Annotated in this window: 13 protein-coding genes; 3 read left to right on the top strand and 10 right to left on the bottom strand. The window is 60.5% G+C overall.

Features of this window, described 5'->3' with window-relative positions; all coding sequences use genetic code 11:
- Positions 1-14 precede the first annotated feature (14 nt).
- Both aroA and rsgA read left to right on the top strand, forming a co-directional pair.
- Positions 15-1,436 carry a 3-phosphoshikimate 1-carboxyvinyltransferase gene (gene aroA, locus Q0X28_RS00435; RefSeq protein ID WP_298575402.1) on the top strand — a complete coding sequence of 474 codons (1,422 nt, stop codon included), beginning with the start codon at positions 15-17 and terminating at the stop codon, positions 1,434-1,436.
- Positions 1,427-2,524 carry a ribosome small subunit-dependent GTPase A gene (rsgA, locus tag Q0X28_RS00440; RefSeq protein ID WP_298575405.1) on the top strand — a complete coding sequence of 366 codons (1,098 nt, stop codon included), beginning with the start codon at positions 1,427-1,429 and terminating at the stop codon, positions 2,522-2,524. The genes aroA and rsgA overlap by 10 nt, the downstream gene beginning before the upstream one ends.
- A gap of 67 nt (positions 2,525-2,591) precedes the next feature.
- On the opposite strand, the gene Q0X28_RS00445 is transcribed toward rsgA, so the two are convergent.
- Both Q0X28_RS00445 and Q0X28_RS00450 read right to left on the bottom strand, forming a co-directional pair.
- Positions 2,592-3,113 carry a DUF6912 family protein gene (locus Q0X28_RS00445; RefSeq protein WP_298575408.1) on the bottom strand — a complete coding sequence of 174 codons (522 nt, stop codon included), beginning with the start codon at positions 3,111-3,113 and terminating at the stop codon, positions 2,592-2,594.
- Positions 3,113-3,514, bottom strand: coding sequence for an HAD-IA family hydrolase (locus Q0X28_RS00450; protein WP_298575982.1), 402 nt, complete (start codon positions 3,512-3,514; stop codon positions 3,113-3,115). The genes Q0X28_RS00445 and Q0X28_RS00450 overlap by 1 nt, the downstream gene beginning before the upstream one ends.
- 256 nt (positions 3,515-3,770) lie before the next feature.
- Between Q0X28_RS00450 and Q0X28_RS00455 the strand changes: the two genes are divergently transcribed.
- A complete protein-coding gene (locus Q0X28_RS00455) occupies positions 3,771-4,610 on the top strand; it encodes an Rv3235 family protein (protein ID WP_298575411.1) in 840 nt (279 codons plus the stop codon).
- A 173-nt stretch (positions 4,611-4,783) separates the two neighbouring features.
- Here the strand turns inward: Q0X28_RS00455 and secA are convergent, their stop codons facing one another.
- The 8 genes from secA to Q0X28_RS00495 form a co-directional block, all read right to left on the bottom strand.
- Positions 4,784-7,522, bottom strand: coding sequence for a preprotein translocase subunit SecA (secA, locus tag Q0X28_RS00460; protein ID WP_296237967.1), 2,739 nt, complete (start codon positions 7,520-7,522; stop codon positions 4,784-4,786).
- Positions 7,523-7,648: 126 nt separating this feature from the next.
- The gene (gene raiA / locus Q0X28_RS00465) at positions 7,649-8,389 is read right to left on the bottom strand and encodes a ribosome hibernation-promoting factor, HPF/YfiA family (protein ID WP_296237970.1); all 741 of its coding nucleotides are present in this window, start codon (positions 8,387-8,389) and stop codon (positions 7,649-7,651) included.
- A 200-nt stretch (positions 8,390-8,589) separates the two neighbouring features.
- Positions 8,590-9,264 carry a ComF family protein gene (locus Q0X28_RS00470; RefSeq protein WP_298575415.1) on the bottom strand — a complete coding sequence of 225 codons (675 nt, stop codon included), beginning with the start codon at positions 9,262-9,264 and terminating at the stop codon, positions 8,590-8,592.
- Positions 9,265-9,458: 194 nt separating this feature from the next.
- The gene (locus tag Q0X28_RS00475; RefSeq protein WP_296237974.1) at positions 9,459-11,213 is read right to left on the bottom strand and encodes an LpqB family beta-propeller domain-containing protein; all 1,755 of its coding nucleotides are present in this window, start codon (positions 11,211-11,213) and stop codon (positions 9,459-9,461) included.
- Complete coding sequence (gene mtrB / locus Q0X28_RS00480) at positions 11,213-13,708, bottom strand: MtrAB system histidine kinase MtrB (protein WP_298575420.1); 2,496 nt, start codon at positions 13,706-13,708, stop codon at positions 11,213-11,215. The genes Q0X28_RS00475 and mtrB overlap by 1 nt, the downstream gene beginning before the upstream one ends.
- Before the next feature lie 3 nt (positions 13,709-13,711).
- Positions 13,712-14,389 (bottom strand): MtrAB system response regulator MtrA, encoded by a 678-nt coding sequence (gene mtrA / locus Q0X28_RS00485; RefSeq protein WP_296237979.1) that lies wholly within the window; start codon positions 14,387-14,389, stop codon positions 13,712-13,714.
- Between the two features lie 5 nt (positions 14,390-14,394).
- On the bottom strand, positions 14,395-15,327 hold the full coding sequence (locus Q0X28_RS00490) for a cation diffusion facilitator family transporter (protein WP_296237981.1): 933 nt from the start codon (positions 15,325-15,327) through the stop codon (positions 14,395-14,397).
- Between the two features lie 51 nt (positions 15,328-15,378).
- Complete coding sequence (locus Q0X28_RS00495; protein WP_298575985.1) at positions 15,379-16,059, bottom strand: dTMP kinase; 681 nt, start codon at positions 16,057-16,059, stop codon at positions 15,379-15,381.
- Between the last annotated feature and the right edge of the window lie 39 nt (positions 16,060-16,098).

Genomic DNA, 16,098 nt, shown 5'->3' on the forward strand with positions numbered 1-16,098 from the left:
GCGATAATGGAGACATGAGTCCCACCTTGTACGCCGCACCCTATGGTGCCACCCCTGTGTCCGCCACCGTGCACGTACCCGGCTCTAAGTCGATCACTAACCGTGCCCTCATCCTCGCCGCACTAGCAGACGGCCCCTCCACCATCACCGGTGCCCTCCGCAGCCGCGACACCGACCTCATGATTGAGGCGCTACGGAACCTTGGCACAGAGATCATCGACGTCATCCCCGACAATGCCCGCGATAACTACATCACCCAGGCGGACAGGCGTCCCCGCGCCACCACTCTGCGGGTCATCCCGCACCCCCTCACTGGTGGCCACGTCTACTGCGGACTTGCCGGCACTCTCATGCGCTTCCTCCCCGGCGTAGCTGCTCTTGCCACCGGCGACACCTACTTCGATGGCGACGAACAAGCCAAACAGCGCCCCCTAGCCACTGTCCTTGACGCCCTCCGAGACTTCGGCGTCGAAATCACGGGCAACAACCTCCCCTTCACCGTCTCTGGCACTGGCGCAGTCCAAGGCGGCGACGTCACCATTGACGCCTCCGCCTCCAGCCAATTCGTCTCCGGCCTCATGCTCTGCGGTGCCCGCTTCGCGCACGGCATCCGCATCCACCATGAGGGCAAAGAGGGCGTCCCCAGCCAACCCCACCTCATCATGACCATGGACATGCTCGCCAAACACGGCATCCATGTCGATACGAGCGCCCCCAACACCTGGTCAGTTCCCGCCGGAACACTCCACGCCTACGACTGGACAGTTGAACCCGACCTCTCCAACGCCACCCCCTTCCTGGCAGCAGCCGCCGTCACCGGGGGCAACATCACTATCGCAGACTGGCCCACCGACACCACCCAGCCAGGCAACGCCATCCGCGACATCCTCACTCGCATGGGCTGTCGGGTAGAGCTGAGCGATGCCGGCCTCACCGTCACCGGCCCACAGCAGCTCCACGGCATTACTCTCGACATGCACAGCATGGGAGAACTCGCCCCCACCGTCGCCGCATTAGCTGCCTGCGCCGACTCCCCCACCGAACTCAGCGGCATCGCCCACCTCCGCGGACACGAAACCAACCGGCTCAACGCTCTCGTTATGGAGATCAACAGGCTGGGAGGAGATGCGGAAGAAACCGCTGACGGGCTCATTATTCGCCCCGCCCAACTGCAGGGCGCTGAATGGCGCAGCTACGCAGACCACCGTATGGCCACCGCGGGAGCCATTGTCGGGCTCCACGTCACCGGTGTCACGGTCCAGGACATTGAGACCACCAGTAAAACCCTCCCCGGGTTCGCAGACGCCTGGAGCGCCCTGACAGGAACCGCCGCGATACCCACGGAGCAGACCCACAATGACGCCCCCACCGATACCTCCTCGGGCCACCCCGGCGCCTCCGGCGCGCCACAGCGCACAATGGAGGTGTGGCTCTGAGCGCCCAGCACCGCGGCCGCAGCACCCGCGATTACGACGAATCCGATGTCAAGGTACGCGCTAAGCGCACCTCCCGCCCCCGCACCAAAAAACGCCCCAGCTACCACAACGCCGTCACCGCCCGCATAATCACCATTGACCGCGGCCGCTGGGGCTGCGCACTACTCTCCGATGCGCCCTGCAACACCGCCGACCCCACCAGCGGAATCAGCCCTGCCGGCACCCACATAACGTGCATCCGCGCCCGCACTCTGGGACGCGAGCGCATGGTGGTGGGCGACATTGTTGACGTCGTAGGCGACCTGTCCGGCAGCCCCGACGCCATCGCCCGTATCGTCCGGCTCCACGACCGTGACACCGTCCTACGTCGTACCGCCGACGACACCGACCCCTACGAACGCATCGTGGTAGCCAATGCGGACCAACTCCTCATCGTCGTAGCTGCCACCAACCCCCCACCCCGGGAGGGGTTCGTCGAACGTGCCCTCGTCGCAGCCTACGCGGCGGGTATTCGCCCGATCCTCTGTATGACCAAAAGCGACCTGGCTGACCCCACCGACTTCCTCACCCAATTCACTGGGCTTGACCTGCCTGCGGTCGTGTGTGGCACAGACGACCCGACCGATGAACTCCTCACCTATCTCGAAGGACACGTCACCGCCCTCATCGGCCATTCTGGGGTAGGTAAATCGACACTCGTCAACCGGTTGGTTCCCGCCGCAGAACGCCCCACCGGGGATGTCTCCAAAGTGGGGAAAGGCCAGCACACCTCCACCCAATCCATGGCGATGGAGTTGCCGGGTGGCGGCTGGGTCGTAGACTCCCCCGGAATCCGGTCCTTCGGCCTCGCACATGTCACGGTGGAGACCGTCGTCGCTGCTTTTGACGACCTATCTGCCCTGGCAGAGCATTGCCCGCGGGGGTGTACCCACCGGGGTGAACCCTTCGATAAAGACTGTGCCTGGGATGCTGCGCTGGCGAAAACACCCGCCGATTCGCCGCTGGCCCGCCGGATTCAGGCGGTCCGACTGCTCCTTATTGCGCTCCACAGCAATGACACGTGGGCCTTGGGTATCGCCCAAGACTAGACGCGACAGACAGAACCCCAGGTAGCTAGGCAACACTCGGCATATCGCGGAGCACGTGCTTCCGCAATTAGGACAGGTCGAGGAGGAATGCCACCTCTTCCGGCGCGTACCAGGCGAGTTCAAAATCCTCGGCATCCCCCACGGTAAGCTCCGCATCCTCATCACCGAGGTCGGCAGCGTCAATAACGGCGACAGCCGCTGCCACTGCGTCCGCCGCCATATCAAGGTCGACGTGCACAGCAGCTACCGTCCGCGCTGCCACACTGTCGTCAGCGAGCCGCACCACTGCGAGGTCTAGGTCGGGACGGCAGGTGACGAGGACATCGTCGACATCAGCGGAAATGACGACTCGTTTCCGGGCGGCAGCCCCCACCGGAACCGGGTCCCCCGCTGCTCCGCTCAGGAGGCGCAGTGATGCACGGGCCGCATCCTGGAACGCAATGTGCTCTAGTTCTTCATCATCACCAGACACATAATGCTCCCGCAGCGTCGGGGTGAGGGCGAAAGCGGTACCCCCACGTACCGGAACTACCGCCTCATCCACATAACGCTGCAGATCCGTCAATAAAGCGGGAATGTAGATACGCATTAGTGCAGGTTGAAGAGGGGCCGAAGTTCCGCTTCAGTGCGGTCATAAGCGGTGTACAGCACACCGATCAGACCCGCACGCACTGCTGCATGAATATTCTCAATGGAGTCATCCACGCATACGCAGTCTTTGTGATCCTCACCCAAAGCTCGGCAGGCAGCATAGAAGGCTTCGAAGTCTGGCTTCTCTACCCCGATTTCCGAGGACAAGACAATTTCGTCGACGTATCCGGTTTCCTTCCACCGAGCTAGGTCCGCCGGTACGTCGAAGGAATCAAAGTTGGTAAGGACGGCAATGCCAATGCCGTTCATCCGCAGTTCGGAAAGGAGCAGTTTCCAGCCTTCGGCGTCGGCGGCAGGGCCTTCCAGAACGCCGGCATAATCAATGATCAATCCGCGCATAGTCACACCCTTAGTGTATACAACCTGGGGATCACGTGGTGTTTCTGGCTGCGGCGAACTCGACTCCCGGCAGGCAAACTTTTTTATTTTTCTTGCACTGTGGGATGACGAGTCCCAAACCATATGTGAGCTGCAAATATTGTGGTGTTTTCTAACCCCAGCGTCCATCTACAGGGGCGAGCAGGCAAAGTAGCATCCCCACACGACACGCACATTTGCGACAATCCCGGCACGCTTCTCACGATAAGGACCCCCAGTGCCCAGTTCTTCGGACTACCACAACACCAGCTCGACGCTCAGCGCCGTCCCCACTCAGCAGCCCGTGCCGCACCCCTCCGCTGACAGGTTCCAGTTCGCACACCCCTACACCCATACCCCCGCATGGGCGCATAGTACCGTCACAAGTACTCCTGCCCCGACGGCCCCTCCTTCGGAACGTCACAACTCGGAGACCCCTGCCTCACAGACTGACAGCTTACAGACGCCTACCGCTGATAGTCAGCAAAGGGCGCAGGCTGCCCCTGCACCCTCTACCATCAACGATCTGCTTGGAACGGGTGGTGGAACCAGCACCGCAGAGCTTTTCCGCCAACCCCTCAAGCCACAGGACTACCGCTCCTCCAGCTCCTTCGCCCAGAAGGCCATCAGCCAACTGTTGGAAACAGTTGACCGACGCCGCCCCTTTGGGCATCTCCGCGGCTTCGTCACCCCCGACATCATGGATATCGTCGAGCAGTTCTCTACTGGGCGAAGTCGCGCCATCATGGAACTTGCCGGCCCCTCCCTCACAACTCCCGGCGCACCGGCTATGCAACCTGCCCCCTTGCGACTGCTGCGGCTCCATCTGCGTGCCCGGCGTCTCAATGCTCAGGAATCTGCGGCCGCGCGTGCTCTGGAGCGCGCCCTTCCCCCTGGCTATCAGGCGGCGGTACGTCCCGGCCAACAGCCCAAACCCACCAGCGCCATTACCGCAGATGCGGATCTACGGGTGGAAGTCTGTGGCACCTACCGGGATGGGGCACGGGTCAAGGCGTTCGCGGGAGCTGCTGAACGGTGCGAAAGCAAGTGGCGGCTAACCTCTTTCAACTTCGTGTAGCAGCCAGTTACGACTACCGAACGCACACCCCTGGCGCACTCTCCTGCCTATGAGGTGGAGCGATTGTCCCGCGAGGCAACAGACTGAGGGGAGGGCCAGCTGTTGCTGGCCCTCCCCTATCACATCTGAACTCATAGGTTGACCACCTCCACCAGGCGGCCAACCGAGTGAGGCTACTGCTGCACGTTGCCCTTCTTCCGGGCGGCACGCTTAGCGGCGCGACGCTGAGCACGGGAACCATAAACCGTAGAGTCATTCTGGTTCGCTAGCTGGCCCTGCTCATTCGGGCCGGCCAGGCTCATCGCGGCAGCACGAAGAGCAGCTTCCGCTTCGCCCTTCGCGCGAATCGTGCGCTGCATTTCTTCCTCATCGGCACGACGCTGGGCTTCCGAACGGGTATCGGCAGGTTCCACACCCACCGAGAACAGGTAGGCGATGGATTCTTCCTTAAGACCATCCATCATGGTGTCGAACATTTCGAAACCTTCACGCTGGTATTCCGTCAGCGGATCACGCTGGGCCATAGCACGCAGGCCAATGCCCTCCTTGAGGTAGTCCATCTCGTAGAGGTGCTCGCGCCACTTGCGGTCGAGAACCTGCAGCAGCACGGAACGTTCCACCTGGCGCATAGCGTCCGGGCCACCGATCTTCTCGATAGCTTCTTCGCGGGCTTCGTAGGCGGCGCGGGCGTCGGCGCGGATAGCTAGCAGCAGCTCATCTGCACTGAGGTCACCCGCCTGGCCGTACTCGTCACCGTCGATAAGATCCTGGTATTCGATACCGATCGGGTAGAGCTGACGCAGACCCGTCCACAGAGCGTCGAGGTCCCAGTCTTCCACGTAGCCGTTCTCGGTAGCGCCTTTCACGTAGGCCTCCAGCACCTCGTCGAGCATGTTCTCAACCTGCTCCTTGAGGTCTTCGCCTTCCAGGATGCGCTTGCGCTCTGCGTAGATAACCTGACGCTGCTTGTTCTGGACGTCGTCATACTTCAGAACGTTCTTACGAATTTCGAAGTTCTGGGACTCGACGGAGGTCTGGGCATTCTTAATTGCCTTGGTGACCATGCGGGAATCGATAGGCTGGTTGTCGGGAACCTGCAGACGCTCCATCAGGGTTTCCACCGCACGACCGTTGAAGCGGCGCATGAGATCATCACCCAACGACAGGTAGAAGCGGGACTCACCCGGGTCGCCCTGACGACCGGAACGACCGCGCAGCTGATTATCGATACGGCGAGATTCGTGACGCTCCGTACCGATAACGTATAGGCCACCAACCTCGCGCACCTTCTCGGCAGCTTCTTCTGCCTTCTTGCGCTGGCGGACGATCTCCTCTTCCCAAGCGTTCTGGTAGGCTTCCTCGTCCTCCACCGGGTCGAGGCCACGCTTGCGGAGTGCCGCATCAGCCAGTACGTCAGGGTTACCACCCAACACGATATCGGTACCACGGCCTGCCATGTTGGTGGAGACAGTGACAGCGCCTACTCGTCCGGCGGACGCAACGGTAAGAGCTTCCTCAGCGTTGCGCTTGGCGTTCAGCACGTTGTGCTTAATACCACGCTTCTGCAGCAGCTTGGAAAGGTATTCGGAGCGCTCCACGGAGACGGTACCAACCAGCACCGGCTGGCCTTTCTCATGCCGCTCAGCGATGTCGTCGGCGACGGCCTCGAACTTAGCTTCCTGCGTCTTATAGACGAGGTCGCGCTGGTCTTCGCGGATCATCGGCATGTTGGTGGGGATAGGAACCACGCCCAGCTTGTAGATCTGGTAAAGCTCGGCAGCTTCCGTCTCGGCGGTACCCGTCATACCGGCCAGCTTGTCATACATACGGAAGTAGTTCTGCAGGGTGATGGTGGCCAGAGTCTGGTTCTCCGCCTTCACCTCCACGCCTTCTTTAGCCTCGATGGCTTGGTGCATACCTTCGTTGTAGCGGCGGCCAGCCAGGGCGCGGCCGGTGAACTCGTCAATGATGAGTACCTCGCCGTCAACGACCATGTAGTCCTTGTCGCGGGTGAAGAGTTCCTTGGCCTTAATGGAGTTGTTGAGGTAGGACACCAGCGGGGAATTGGTGGACTCGTAAAGGTTGTCGATACCGAGCTGGTCCTCCACAAAAGCCACGCCTGCCTCGGTAATACCGACGGTGCGCTTGCGAATGTCGACTTCGTAGTGCTTGTCCTTCTCCATCATGGGAGCGAGGCGGGCAAACTCCTGGTACCACTGGCTGGAGGCGTCGGAGGGACCAGAGATGATGAGCGGGGTGCGGGCTTCGTCAATGAGAATGGAGTCCACTTCGTCGACGATGGCATAGTGATGCTCACGCTGCACCAGTTCGCTGGTGGAGTGCGCCATGTTGTCACGCAGATAGTCGAAACCGAACTCGTTGTTGGTGCCGTAGGTGATGTCAGCGTTATAGGCCTTGCGGCGCTCATCGGGGTTCATATTGGAGAGGATGACGCCCACTTCGAGGCCAAGGAAGCGGTGCACGCGGCCCATCCACTCGGCGTCGCGCTTGGCGAGGTAGTCGTTCACGGTAACGATGTGAACGCCTTTGCCTTCGAGTGCATTGAGGTAGGCGGGGAGCACGCAAGTCAGGGTTTTACCTTCACCGGTCTTCATTTCGGCAACCTGTCCCTCGTGGAGGGCGGCGCCGCCCATGATCTGCACGGGGTAGTGCTTTTGTCCGAGGACGCGCCAGGAGGCTTCGCGGGCTACTGCGAATGCTTCCGGCAGCAGGTCATCAATGGTTTCGCCGTTGTCGAGGCGAACCTTGAATTCCTGCGTCTTGGCGCGGAGCTGGTCGTCCGTCAGGTCGGCGTAGTCATCCTCAATGGACACAACGTAGTCCGCAAGCTTGCTCAGTCGCTTGACGACACGACCTTCACCGACGCGGAGAATCTTCGACAAAACAGCCACAGTTATAACGTCCTCATGTATTGACGGTTTGACGGGTATCTCGGTTCTGCTGCGTGAACAGAATAAAGACCGGCTGTACTGGTAAATACAGCCGGTCTCTATATTACTGATTATTCGCGATTTACATCATTCGCCGAGGGTAATAAGGCCATAATCATAGGCGCGACGACGGTAAACCACGCAGGGCTTATCGGTTTCGGAGTTGTGGAAGAGGAAGAAGTCGTGTCCCACCAGCTCCATCTGGTACAGCGCATCGTCGACCGTCATGGGATCATCAGGGTGCACCTTCTGACGGACAATACGACCCGGCAAAGCATCTTCGACCAGGTCAGCGTAAGTATCGACTTCGCCTAGCTCTGCTTCCGTGGGAGTGACGGCGGCGTCGCCGTCATTGACCTGAATGGCCTTGAGATCCTCTTCGATGAAGGCCGCGGATGCATCATGTAGCGAGGTCGGAGTGCGGTGGCCGGAACGTGAAATTCCGCGGCGGACTTTCACCTTGCGCAGGGAACGCTCGAGCTTATCGCAGGCGGATTCGAGCGCAGCGTAGAAGCTATCCTCAGCAGCTTCGGCGCGTACCGGGGCACCCTTGCGACGGCCAGTGATCTCAATGCGGTCACGGATGCGGGACTGGCGCGGATTCTTTTCGTGGCGGAGTTCTACCTCGAACCGAATGATGCTGGGATCGAGACGCTCCAGACGGGCAAGCTTGCCCTTAATACGATTGGCAAAGTGCTCTGGCACTTCAACGTTGCGCCCGTGAATGATGACTTGGGCGTTAGGAACGAGACCCTCCTCTTCGTCTGCCGTCACTGGCACTTCGAAGTCTTCTTGGGTGTCTTCCTGGATGGCATCACGCTTCGACATGACAAACCTCCTGTACGGGCCACCGCCCGCGGTCCACTAACGGTTGCCGCTGTCCACGGTGGCGTCGGTGGTACTGAAGTCTCCGAGTCCCTCTCCCGAGCATCTCGGTTCCTTCACTTTCCAATGTAGCGAGGTTTGTTTAGGAGTTCTTTGGGTTGCCATAACTATTGGCTTACTTTTCTGGCACAGCTCGACACACACTAGGCAGAAGCTAGCGTAAGCGCACCTCGCGGCCGCATCCCCATATGGTGAAGTGCGAAAAAACACTCGGCAAGCGTGGCACCAGTTGTTGTCACGTCATCTACCACGAGTATTTCCCAGTGCGAGAACACATTATGCGGTAGCCTGTGGGCCCGGCGCCGTACCGATTCAGCTGCCGACGGGGTTACCGATGCCGTTACCGCAGGAGTTCCCTGTGGAGTTACGGGTGCCGTCACTGGTGCTGTTACCGGCGGGGTGGCCGAAGGAGTAAACAGTGCCAGCTGAGTGGCAATATCCGGATCGCAGGTAATCGCACCAGCTAAGTTCGCCCGCCGCTGCTCTGCAGTCAAGCCCACTGCATCATGATGCGGTGCAGCACAGAGAAGCTCCGCCACCGCAATCTCCCCAGCCACACCTCCCAACACCCAATTGGTGGATGCCTGCTGCAGATAGCGCGCCATCTCCTCCCCCACTTCCCGCATATGGTGAAAACCGCGCTCGCACACCGCCTCCGCGGTAGAAGGAGCCGGCACAATCAACCAAGGACGTTCTGCTGGATGCAACAGCTCCCCAGCCTCCACCAGCCCAGCAGCCGCTTCTGCCAACGCCGCGCCAAAGGGAATGGCCAGACGGCGCCGTCGTCCCTCTTTGAACGCCACAATCCCCTCTGCCACCGGCCCCCCATATGGGCTTATGCTCCACACTGGGCACGGGACAAGCACCCGCGGACGTAGACGGCGTGCTGGGGCGGATAAATGGCGGTGGCAGCAGTCGCACCATTCCTCGCCCGGCGCGCCACAGCCGGCACACCGTACCGGCACCAAGAGTTCCCGCAGCCCCTGCGGCAGAAGTGGGGGCACGACGCCGCTTAGCCTTCCAACACGGGGATCGCGCGAGGAGAGTTCACCAGAGCAGGTACATCCTGCCAGAACCCTTCAGACCCCTGTTCCAGGCGCATCACGTCGCGACTGTCTTGCACGTAGATGCCGGTGGGGTTCGCGACCACCACGGAGACCGGGGCGGTGACGTTGCGAATCCCTAGTGGGGTGACGGAAGCCCCATCAATCGACACCATGAGAACCGGCTGATCCGTCAGCGATCCACCAACGAGAAGCTCAGTAGCAGTACGCCAGGCGACCGACAACACAACCTCATCGGAGGAGATATAGATACGCTGCGGATTCCGCAGTGACACTTCCCCATCACGGCTGGTATAGATGGTGGCAATGTAGAGTTTGCCGCCAGAAATGTAAGCCAGGCGCACTCCGTCAGGCGAAATGCTCAGGGTGTTGAAGTCGGGTTTGCGGGTGAGGTGGCTTGTATCGACCCGGGTGACCAGTGGCGAGCGCCCATCTTGCCACACAATCCGGTTGATGTGATCGTCACCAGAGACGATCCACATGTCTAGTCCCGTGGGCCCCCACGTGGGACGAGAGAAGCGGCTACCGCGCATCACAGAGACCAGCGGTCCGCCTACTGGCCCCATTTTTACCTCCAGCGGGGTGCGTTCTTTGTCGCGTACCTCTTCTACCACACCAATCATCTCGCCGCCACGGGAGAAGGAGGCAGAGCGAAGATCCTGTGAGTGCCCCAGCGGCCCCTTCACCGGTTCGAGGTTGGAGCTCACCTTCATAAGCCCATCGGACGTGATGGCGTGCAACTGCACCGGATTCTGGTGAGTCGCGTACATGGGGTCGTAGTGCACCACGTCTGCCGCGGTCCAGCCGTCCCGATGGTTTGGATCCAATGGGTTACCGTCCACGGTGATGTAAAAGGGGCCATGGATACGAGCCCGTTCGAAAGTGAAGATGATCTGGGCAGCCAAGCGACGACGAGACGCTTCCGAGCCTGCCTGGTAGTTGGAGATTTCGACGTCCACCCCATTGCCTTGCGCACCGGGAACCGCGGAAACATGTGCAGAGGCCGGAAGTTCACTGGCCACCATATCGTGCAATTGGGGTGATGGGTCCTGCACCAACAGTTGCATGAGCATATTGGGGAGGTGACTATCTTGGGCGTAGAGCCAGCGGGGATCGGGTACAACCCGGGAACCGGTGACATCCAGATAGTAGATGGACTGGGATTCGTAGGTGGCCATGAAGGCTTCGCGGTCGACGAGGAGTTCGTCGGGGAAGCGATCAATCAGCCACTGTTTGCCGTTGCGGTGCATCTTCACTTCAAAAGTGTGGGTGGAGAGGTTGGACCGGAAGGCACCTTGCTTGTCTACTTCACCCATTGAGCGGGCACGTACTTGCATGACCAGGCTGTTGGCATCGGGAGTGGCGACGGTGTTGACATCGATACGCTCAATGACTTTGAGGGTAGCTTGGTCGTCCCAGTCGGCGTTACCTTTGGCAGTGAGGAAGAGGCGCGCAGCAGCGTGCCGGTTGGTGGGTACTGCCGCAGCCCGCATAAAGTCCCGCAGGAGGAGATCCGGGGAGCGCCCGGGCTGTGGCTTGGGCGGGTTGAAGGTGATGGGGGTGCGCCGGAACTGTCCGAGGGACTGCGGTGGGGCATCCGACGGCAGGGCAGTGCATGCCGTCAGGGAGGCTGTGGAACCAGCGAGTAGGACGAGGGCACAGAGCGGGGCGAGGAGCTTCGCATGGCGGGACCGACGATCCATTAGTCATCCTCCTCCACAATATCGGGGTGATTCAGGTGTGAAGCGAGGAGGCCAGCTGTTGAATCGGGGACTTCTGCAAGCCCTTCCAAAGGTGCGGATACCGGCCCGATGCTGTTTTGCTCACTGGGGACGGTGTTGAGTTCCGTCTCACCGCTGAAGGGACGTTCAGCGGCGTCGGGCTGTGAAGCGGGGGGTTCCTGGAGGGGTAGTTCGCCACTAGTGGGGTCGGTGAGGTGGGATAGTTCCCCGGTGGGGTTGGCATTTGTCCTCCCCGCTGCGGTCTCGGAGTAGGCCTCCGCAAGGGGGATGTCGCCGGTGCGGTCAGTGAGGGAGACAACAGGAATCTCTCCACTGTGCGGGGTGACGGTGGCTGCGTCAGTACGCTTCGACTCGAGGTACTCGCTCAGGGGGATCTCCCCGGTGGCCATGGGTTCCGTCACTTCGACGGCGTCTCCCACAGGGAACCGCAGAGGGACGGGTGAACTTGTGACCGCATGTCCCGCCTCGCGTGGCAGGGTGAGACGGAAGCAGGTGCCTTCTCCTGGCATGCCCCAAGCTTCCAGCCGGCCTCCGTGTAGTTCGGCGTCCTGGGTAGCAATTGCCAAGCCCAGGCCGGTGCCACCAGACTGGCGGACGCGGGAGGGGTCGGCACGCCAGAAGCGGTCGAAGACTTTCTTTGCTTCGCCTGGTTTCAAGCCGACTCCGTGGTCGCGAACGGAGATGCCGACGGTATCGTCACCCGCCCGGACGGTAAGGATGACGGGTTTTCCTTCACAGTGGTCGTAGGCGTTGGCAAGCAGGTTGCGGAGGATACGTTCCACTCGCCGTGAGTCAACGTCGCACATCACTGGTATCTCTGGCATATCGATTTCGGCGGAGACGTCGGCCGACGCAGCCACACCGGACACTGCGGCAATAGCCGAGTAGACACAGGTACGGATATCAATGCGTTCCGAGTTCAGCTCCGCCACACCAGCATCGTGGCGAGAGATCTCGAGGAGATCATTGAGAAGAGACTCGAACTTGTCCAGTTCCTTCACCATCAGCTGAGAGGCACGGGCGGTACCGGGGTCGAGATCGTCTGCGTGGTCATAAATGATATCAGCCGCCATGCGCACAGTGGTGAGCGGGGTGCGGAGTTCGTGCGAGACGTCGGAGGTGAAGCGTTTCTGGGCCGACCCGAACTCCTCCAGCTGGACGATCTGTTGCTGAAGAGAGGCCGCCATCTCGTTGAAGGAGGTACCAAGACGGGCAAAGTCGTCTTCACCACGGATTTCCATTCGCGCATCTAGGTCGCCGGAGGCGAAACGCTGGGCGGCGTTTGCCGCTTGGCGAATGGGGCGCACCATCTGGCGGGAGACGAGGTAGGATGCGAAGCCCATGAGGATGACGATGAGCGTACCACCGGAAAAGAGGGTGGTGTTGAAGAGGTTGAGAGTGCGCTCTTCCCCTGCCAGGGAGTAGATGAGGTAGAGCTGGAGGTCCGGCATATCCACGTTGGTGGGTGTACCGACGATGAGGACTTTGGTGTCGCCCGCGCCCAGGTCCATATGGGAGTACTGGTAGGAGACCTGGTTGGAGCTGACAAAGTTCACCAAGGTCGGTGGAATTGCCAGATTGGAAGGGGTGGAAATAGCGGGACGGAGGCCATCCGCGGGAATGTAGAGAACCGGTACAAAGGAGCCGGCATTAGCGGACAGCTGTCCCGCCTGTGGCCCCTGGGCAGTGAGGACTGCAAGCGCACTCGCCATGCGGGTCTCGTCGGTGGCGGAGCGGTCGGATCCATTCAGCTGGGATTCCACAATGAGGCGGGCGGTGGAAAGGTCGCGTTCAGCACCGGCCACTTTACTGTCAAGAATACGCTGGGCAATCTGGGCGGAAAGGCCGAAGAGAGTGAGGGTGAGGATAAGCGTGGCCAGCACAATGGTGGTGGTGACGGTACGGAATTGCAGTGACTGCCGCCAGCGCTGCTGCCCTTCCCGGATTTTGCGGCGTCCCCAGCCTCGCAATACCCAAGGGAAACGCTGCTGACGCGGCCGCTGGGCTTTTTCGGCACGGTGTTGTTCTCGCTGTTCTTTCCGCTCCTTGCGGCGGCGGGCCCAGGAGGTGCGCTTCGTTCTGTCGGAAGCGGGTGTGGTGCTTTCCGACGCTTGGGCGGCGTTGTCGGTGTGCGCAGCTGCGGTGGCTTCCGCTGTGTCGCTGATGTCGTTGGGTTTAGTTGTGGCCCCCGGCGCTTCGCTATAAACGGAACCGCCCACCGTGGGCTTGTCAACCGGAAACTCTTGTGCGGAAACATCAGTGGCAGGAATATCGGCAGAAGGAAGGGAGTCCTGCGGAACACTCATGTCCACCGTTGCCGAGCCGTCCGTAGCATGGCGGTCCGGAAGAGGCCCATAGGAGATACCCCGTGTGCTACGGGTAGTAGCAGCAGGCGCCTCGGAGGCGGCAGAAGTGCCGTCACCGGGATGCCGCGGATGCCGGGGAAAAAACGTCATGGGTTAGTTTCCCGTACCAGCTTTGTAGCCGACGCCGCGCACCGTCACCACAATCTTGGGGTTTTCCGGATCTTCTTCGATCTTGGAGCGCAGACGCTGCACGTGCACGTTAATGAGACGGGAGTCGGTGGCATGGTCATAGCCCCACACATGCTGGAGTAGCGTCTCGCGGGTAAAGACGCGTCCCGGCTTGGAAGCCAGCTCCGTGAGAAGATCGAATTCCAGTGGGGTGAGGGAGACATACTTGCCGTCGCGGGTGACAGTATGCGCTGCCACATTGATGGAGACGTTGCCAATGGTGAGAATGTCGGAAGATTGCTCCTGGTTACTGCGCAGACGCGCGCGCACTCGGGCCACTAGTTCCTTCGGTTTAAAGGGTTTGGTGACGTAGTCGTCCGCTCCAGATTCCAGGCCGAGAACCACATCGATGGTGTCGGTTTTTGCAGTCAGCATAATAATGGGGACTGCAGAGGAGCGGCGGATTTCCTTGCAGACGTCCACGCCATTCATACCGGGGAGCATGAGGTCGAGCAGGATAAGGTCAGGGTTGATTTCCCGGTAGAGACGGAGGGCTTCGCTGCCGTCACCCACGATGGTGGTGCTGAAACCTTCGTTTTCCAGCACGATGCTGAGCATCTCGGCGAGAGCTTCATCGTCATCGACAACGAGAATGTGGGCCATAGCGGCTATCCCTTCTGCAGCTGGTCAATATCCGGTTCGATGAAGATCCGGTAGCGCTTCTGGTCGGTCCTACGGACGGCAGCTTCGGCCTCATCGATGGCGCGAGCGAGCTCTGCACTGCTGAGCTCTGGAGGTACCCCTATCTTAGCGGCAACGAGGACCTCGGCGGGGCCAAGATACTCAGTCTGGCAATAGATGACGCGCTGCACCTGCGGAACAGATTCTAGGGCGGCAACCAGGCGGTCAAAATCCTGCTCATCCAGGGATTCGCCTATGAGCATGGACTTCATTTCCACAATGAGCACAATGGCAATGATGATGAGCAAGATACCAATGCAGAGGGCACCCACGCCATCCCACAGGTGGTTACCCGTAGCCCACGACACCGATACACCGATGAGGGCCAGCACCAGACCGATAAGCGCACCAGAGTCTTCCATGATGACGACGATAAGGGACGGTTCATGGGTGTGGCGGATGAACTGCCACCAGCTGTCATCACCCTTTACCTTTTTCGATTCTTTCACTGCCGTAGCCAAGGAGAAGGATTCCAGAGCCAGCGCGACCACCAGGATGATGATGGCCACCAGGTGGTTTCCTCCCTCTTCGGTGCCCTGCAGCGAATGCATGATCTTGTTGACACCTTCCCCTACAGAAAACACTCCGCCCAGCAGGAAGATGACGAGCGCCACGATGAAACCGTAGAAGTAAATGTTGCGGGCGTAGCCGAACTGATGGGTGCGATCGGGGGCTTTTTCTGCCCGTTTATCACCTATGAGCAGCAGAATCTGGTTGGATGTATCGGCTACCGAGTGGATCGCCTCCGCCATCATCGAGGCAGCACCGGTGACGAGGAAGCCGACGAACTTGGCGATGGCAATACCAACGTTGGCGAGCAGTGCGGCAACAATGGCCTTTTTACCCCCAGAAGCGGACATGAGTTTTCTCCTGCAATAGCAAAGTAGACGAAATGGTGCGTGGAAAGAGCACTACTGTGCGGGAAGGGTTGACAGCAGCGTTTCTGCCACCGCGTGGGGGTCCACATCGGCGGCGACGGTCAGCCACGGACCTTGCCACTGTGATGTAGCGAGTGCACGGTAGGCAGCAGCGGTTCGTTCCTGCAGGGAACTATCCCGCTCGTAGAGGTCACGGGTACGAGAGGCATCGGAGGCTTCCCTGCCCGCCGCCCGCTCCCGAGCAAGGGAGACAGGCACATCGAGCAGGATGGTGAGGTCGGGCACGGGTAGTCCGAAACGGGAAAATTCCAGGTCGGCTACCCATTCAACAATCCCTCCAGGCTCGTCAATGGGCTGCTGGATACGAGCAGCAGAGTAGGCGGCGTTCGAGGCAACCCAACGATCCATGAGGATGATATGCGGCTGGTTCGTCGCCTCCTCGCGGGCAGCCTCAGTGAGCGCAGCCAGCCCCACTCCAGGATGGAGAGCGCCCTTGCGGTCTAGGGCGAAGAGCGTCGCCATTGCGTATGCACTCTCGACGAGATCCCCCATCTGCCCGTGGAGGGCAGCGGAGACAAGGTCTGCGTGGAGCGTCCCGTAGCGCGGAAAAGCGATACGGGACACCCGCACACCGGCGTTTCCAAGGGAGGCCGCCACTGCGCTTGTGAGCGTGTTCTTGCCAGCGCCGTCGACGCCTTCAATAGCAACTAACAGCGCGTTCTGGAACATGGGTCTCCCCTTTTACGGAAACGG

The sequence above is a fragment of the uncultured Lawsonella sp. genome, assembly GCF_947252745.1.
Classification (GTDB): domain Bacteria; phylum Actinomycetota; class Actinomycetes; order Mycobacteriales; family Mycobacteriaceae; genus Lawsonella.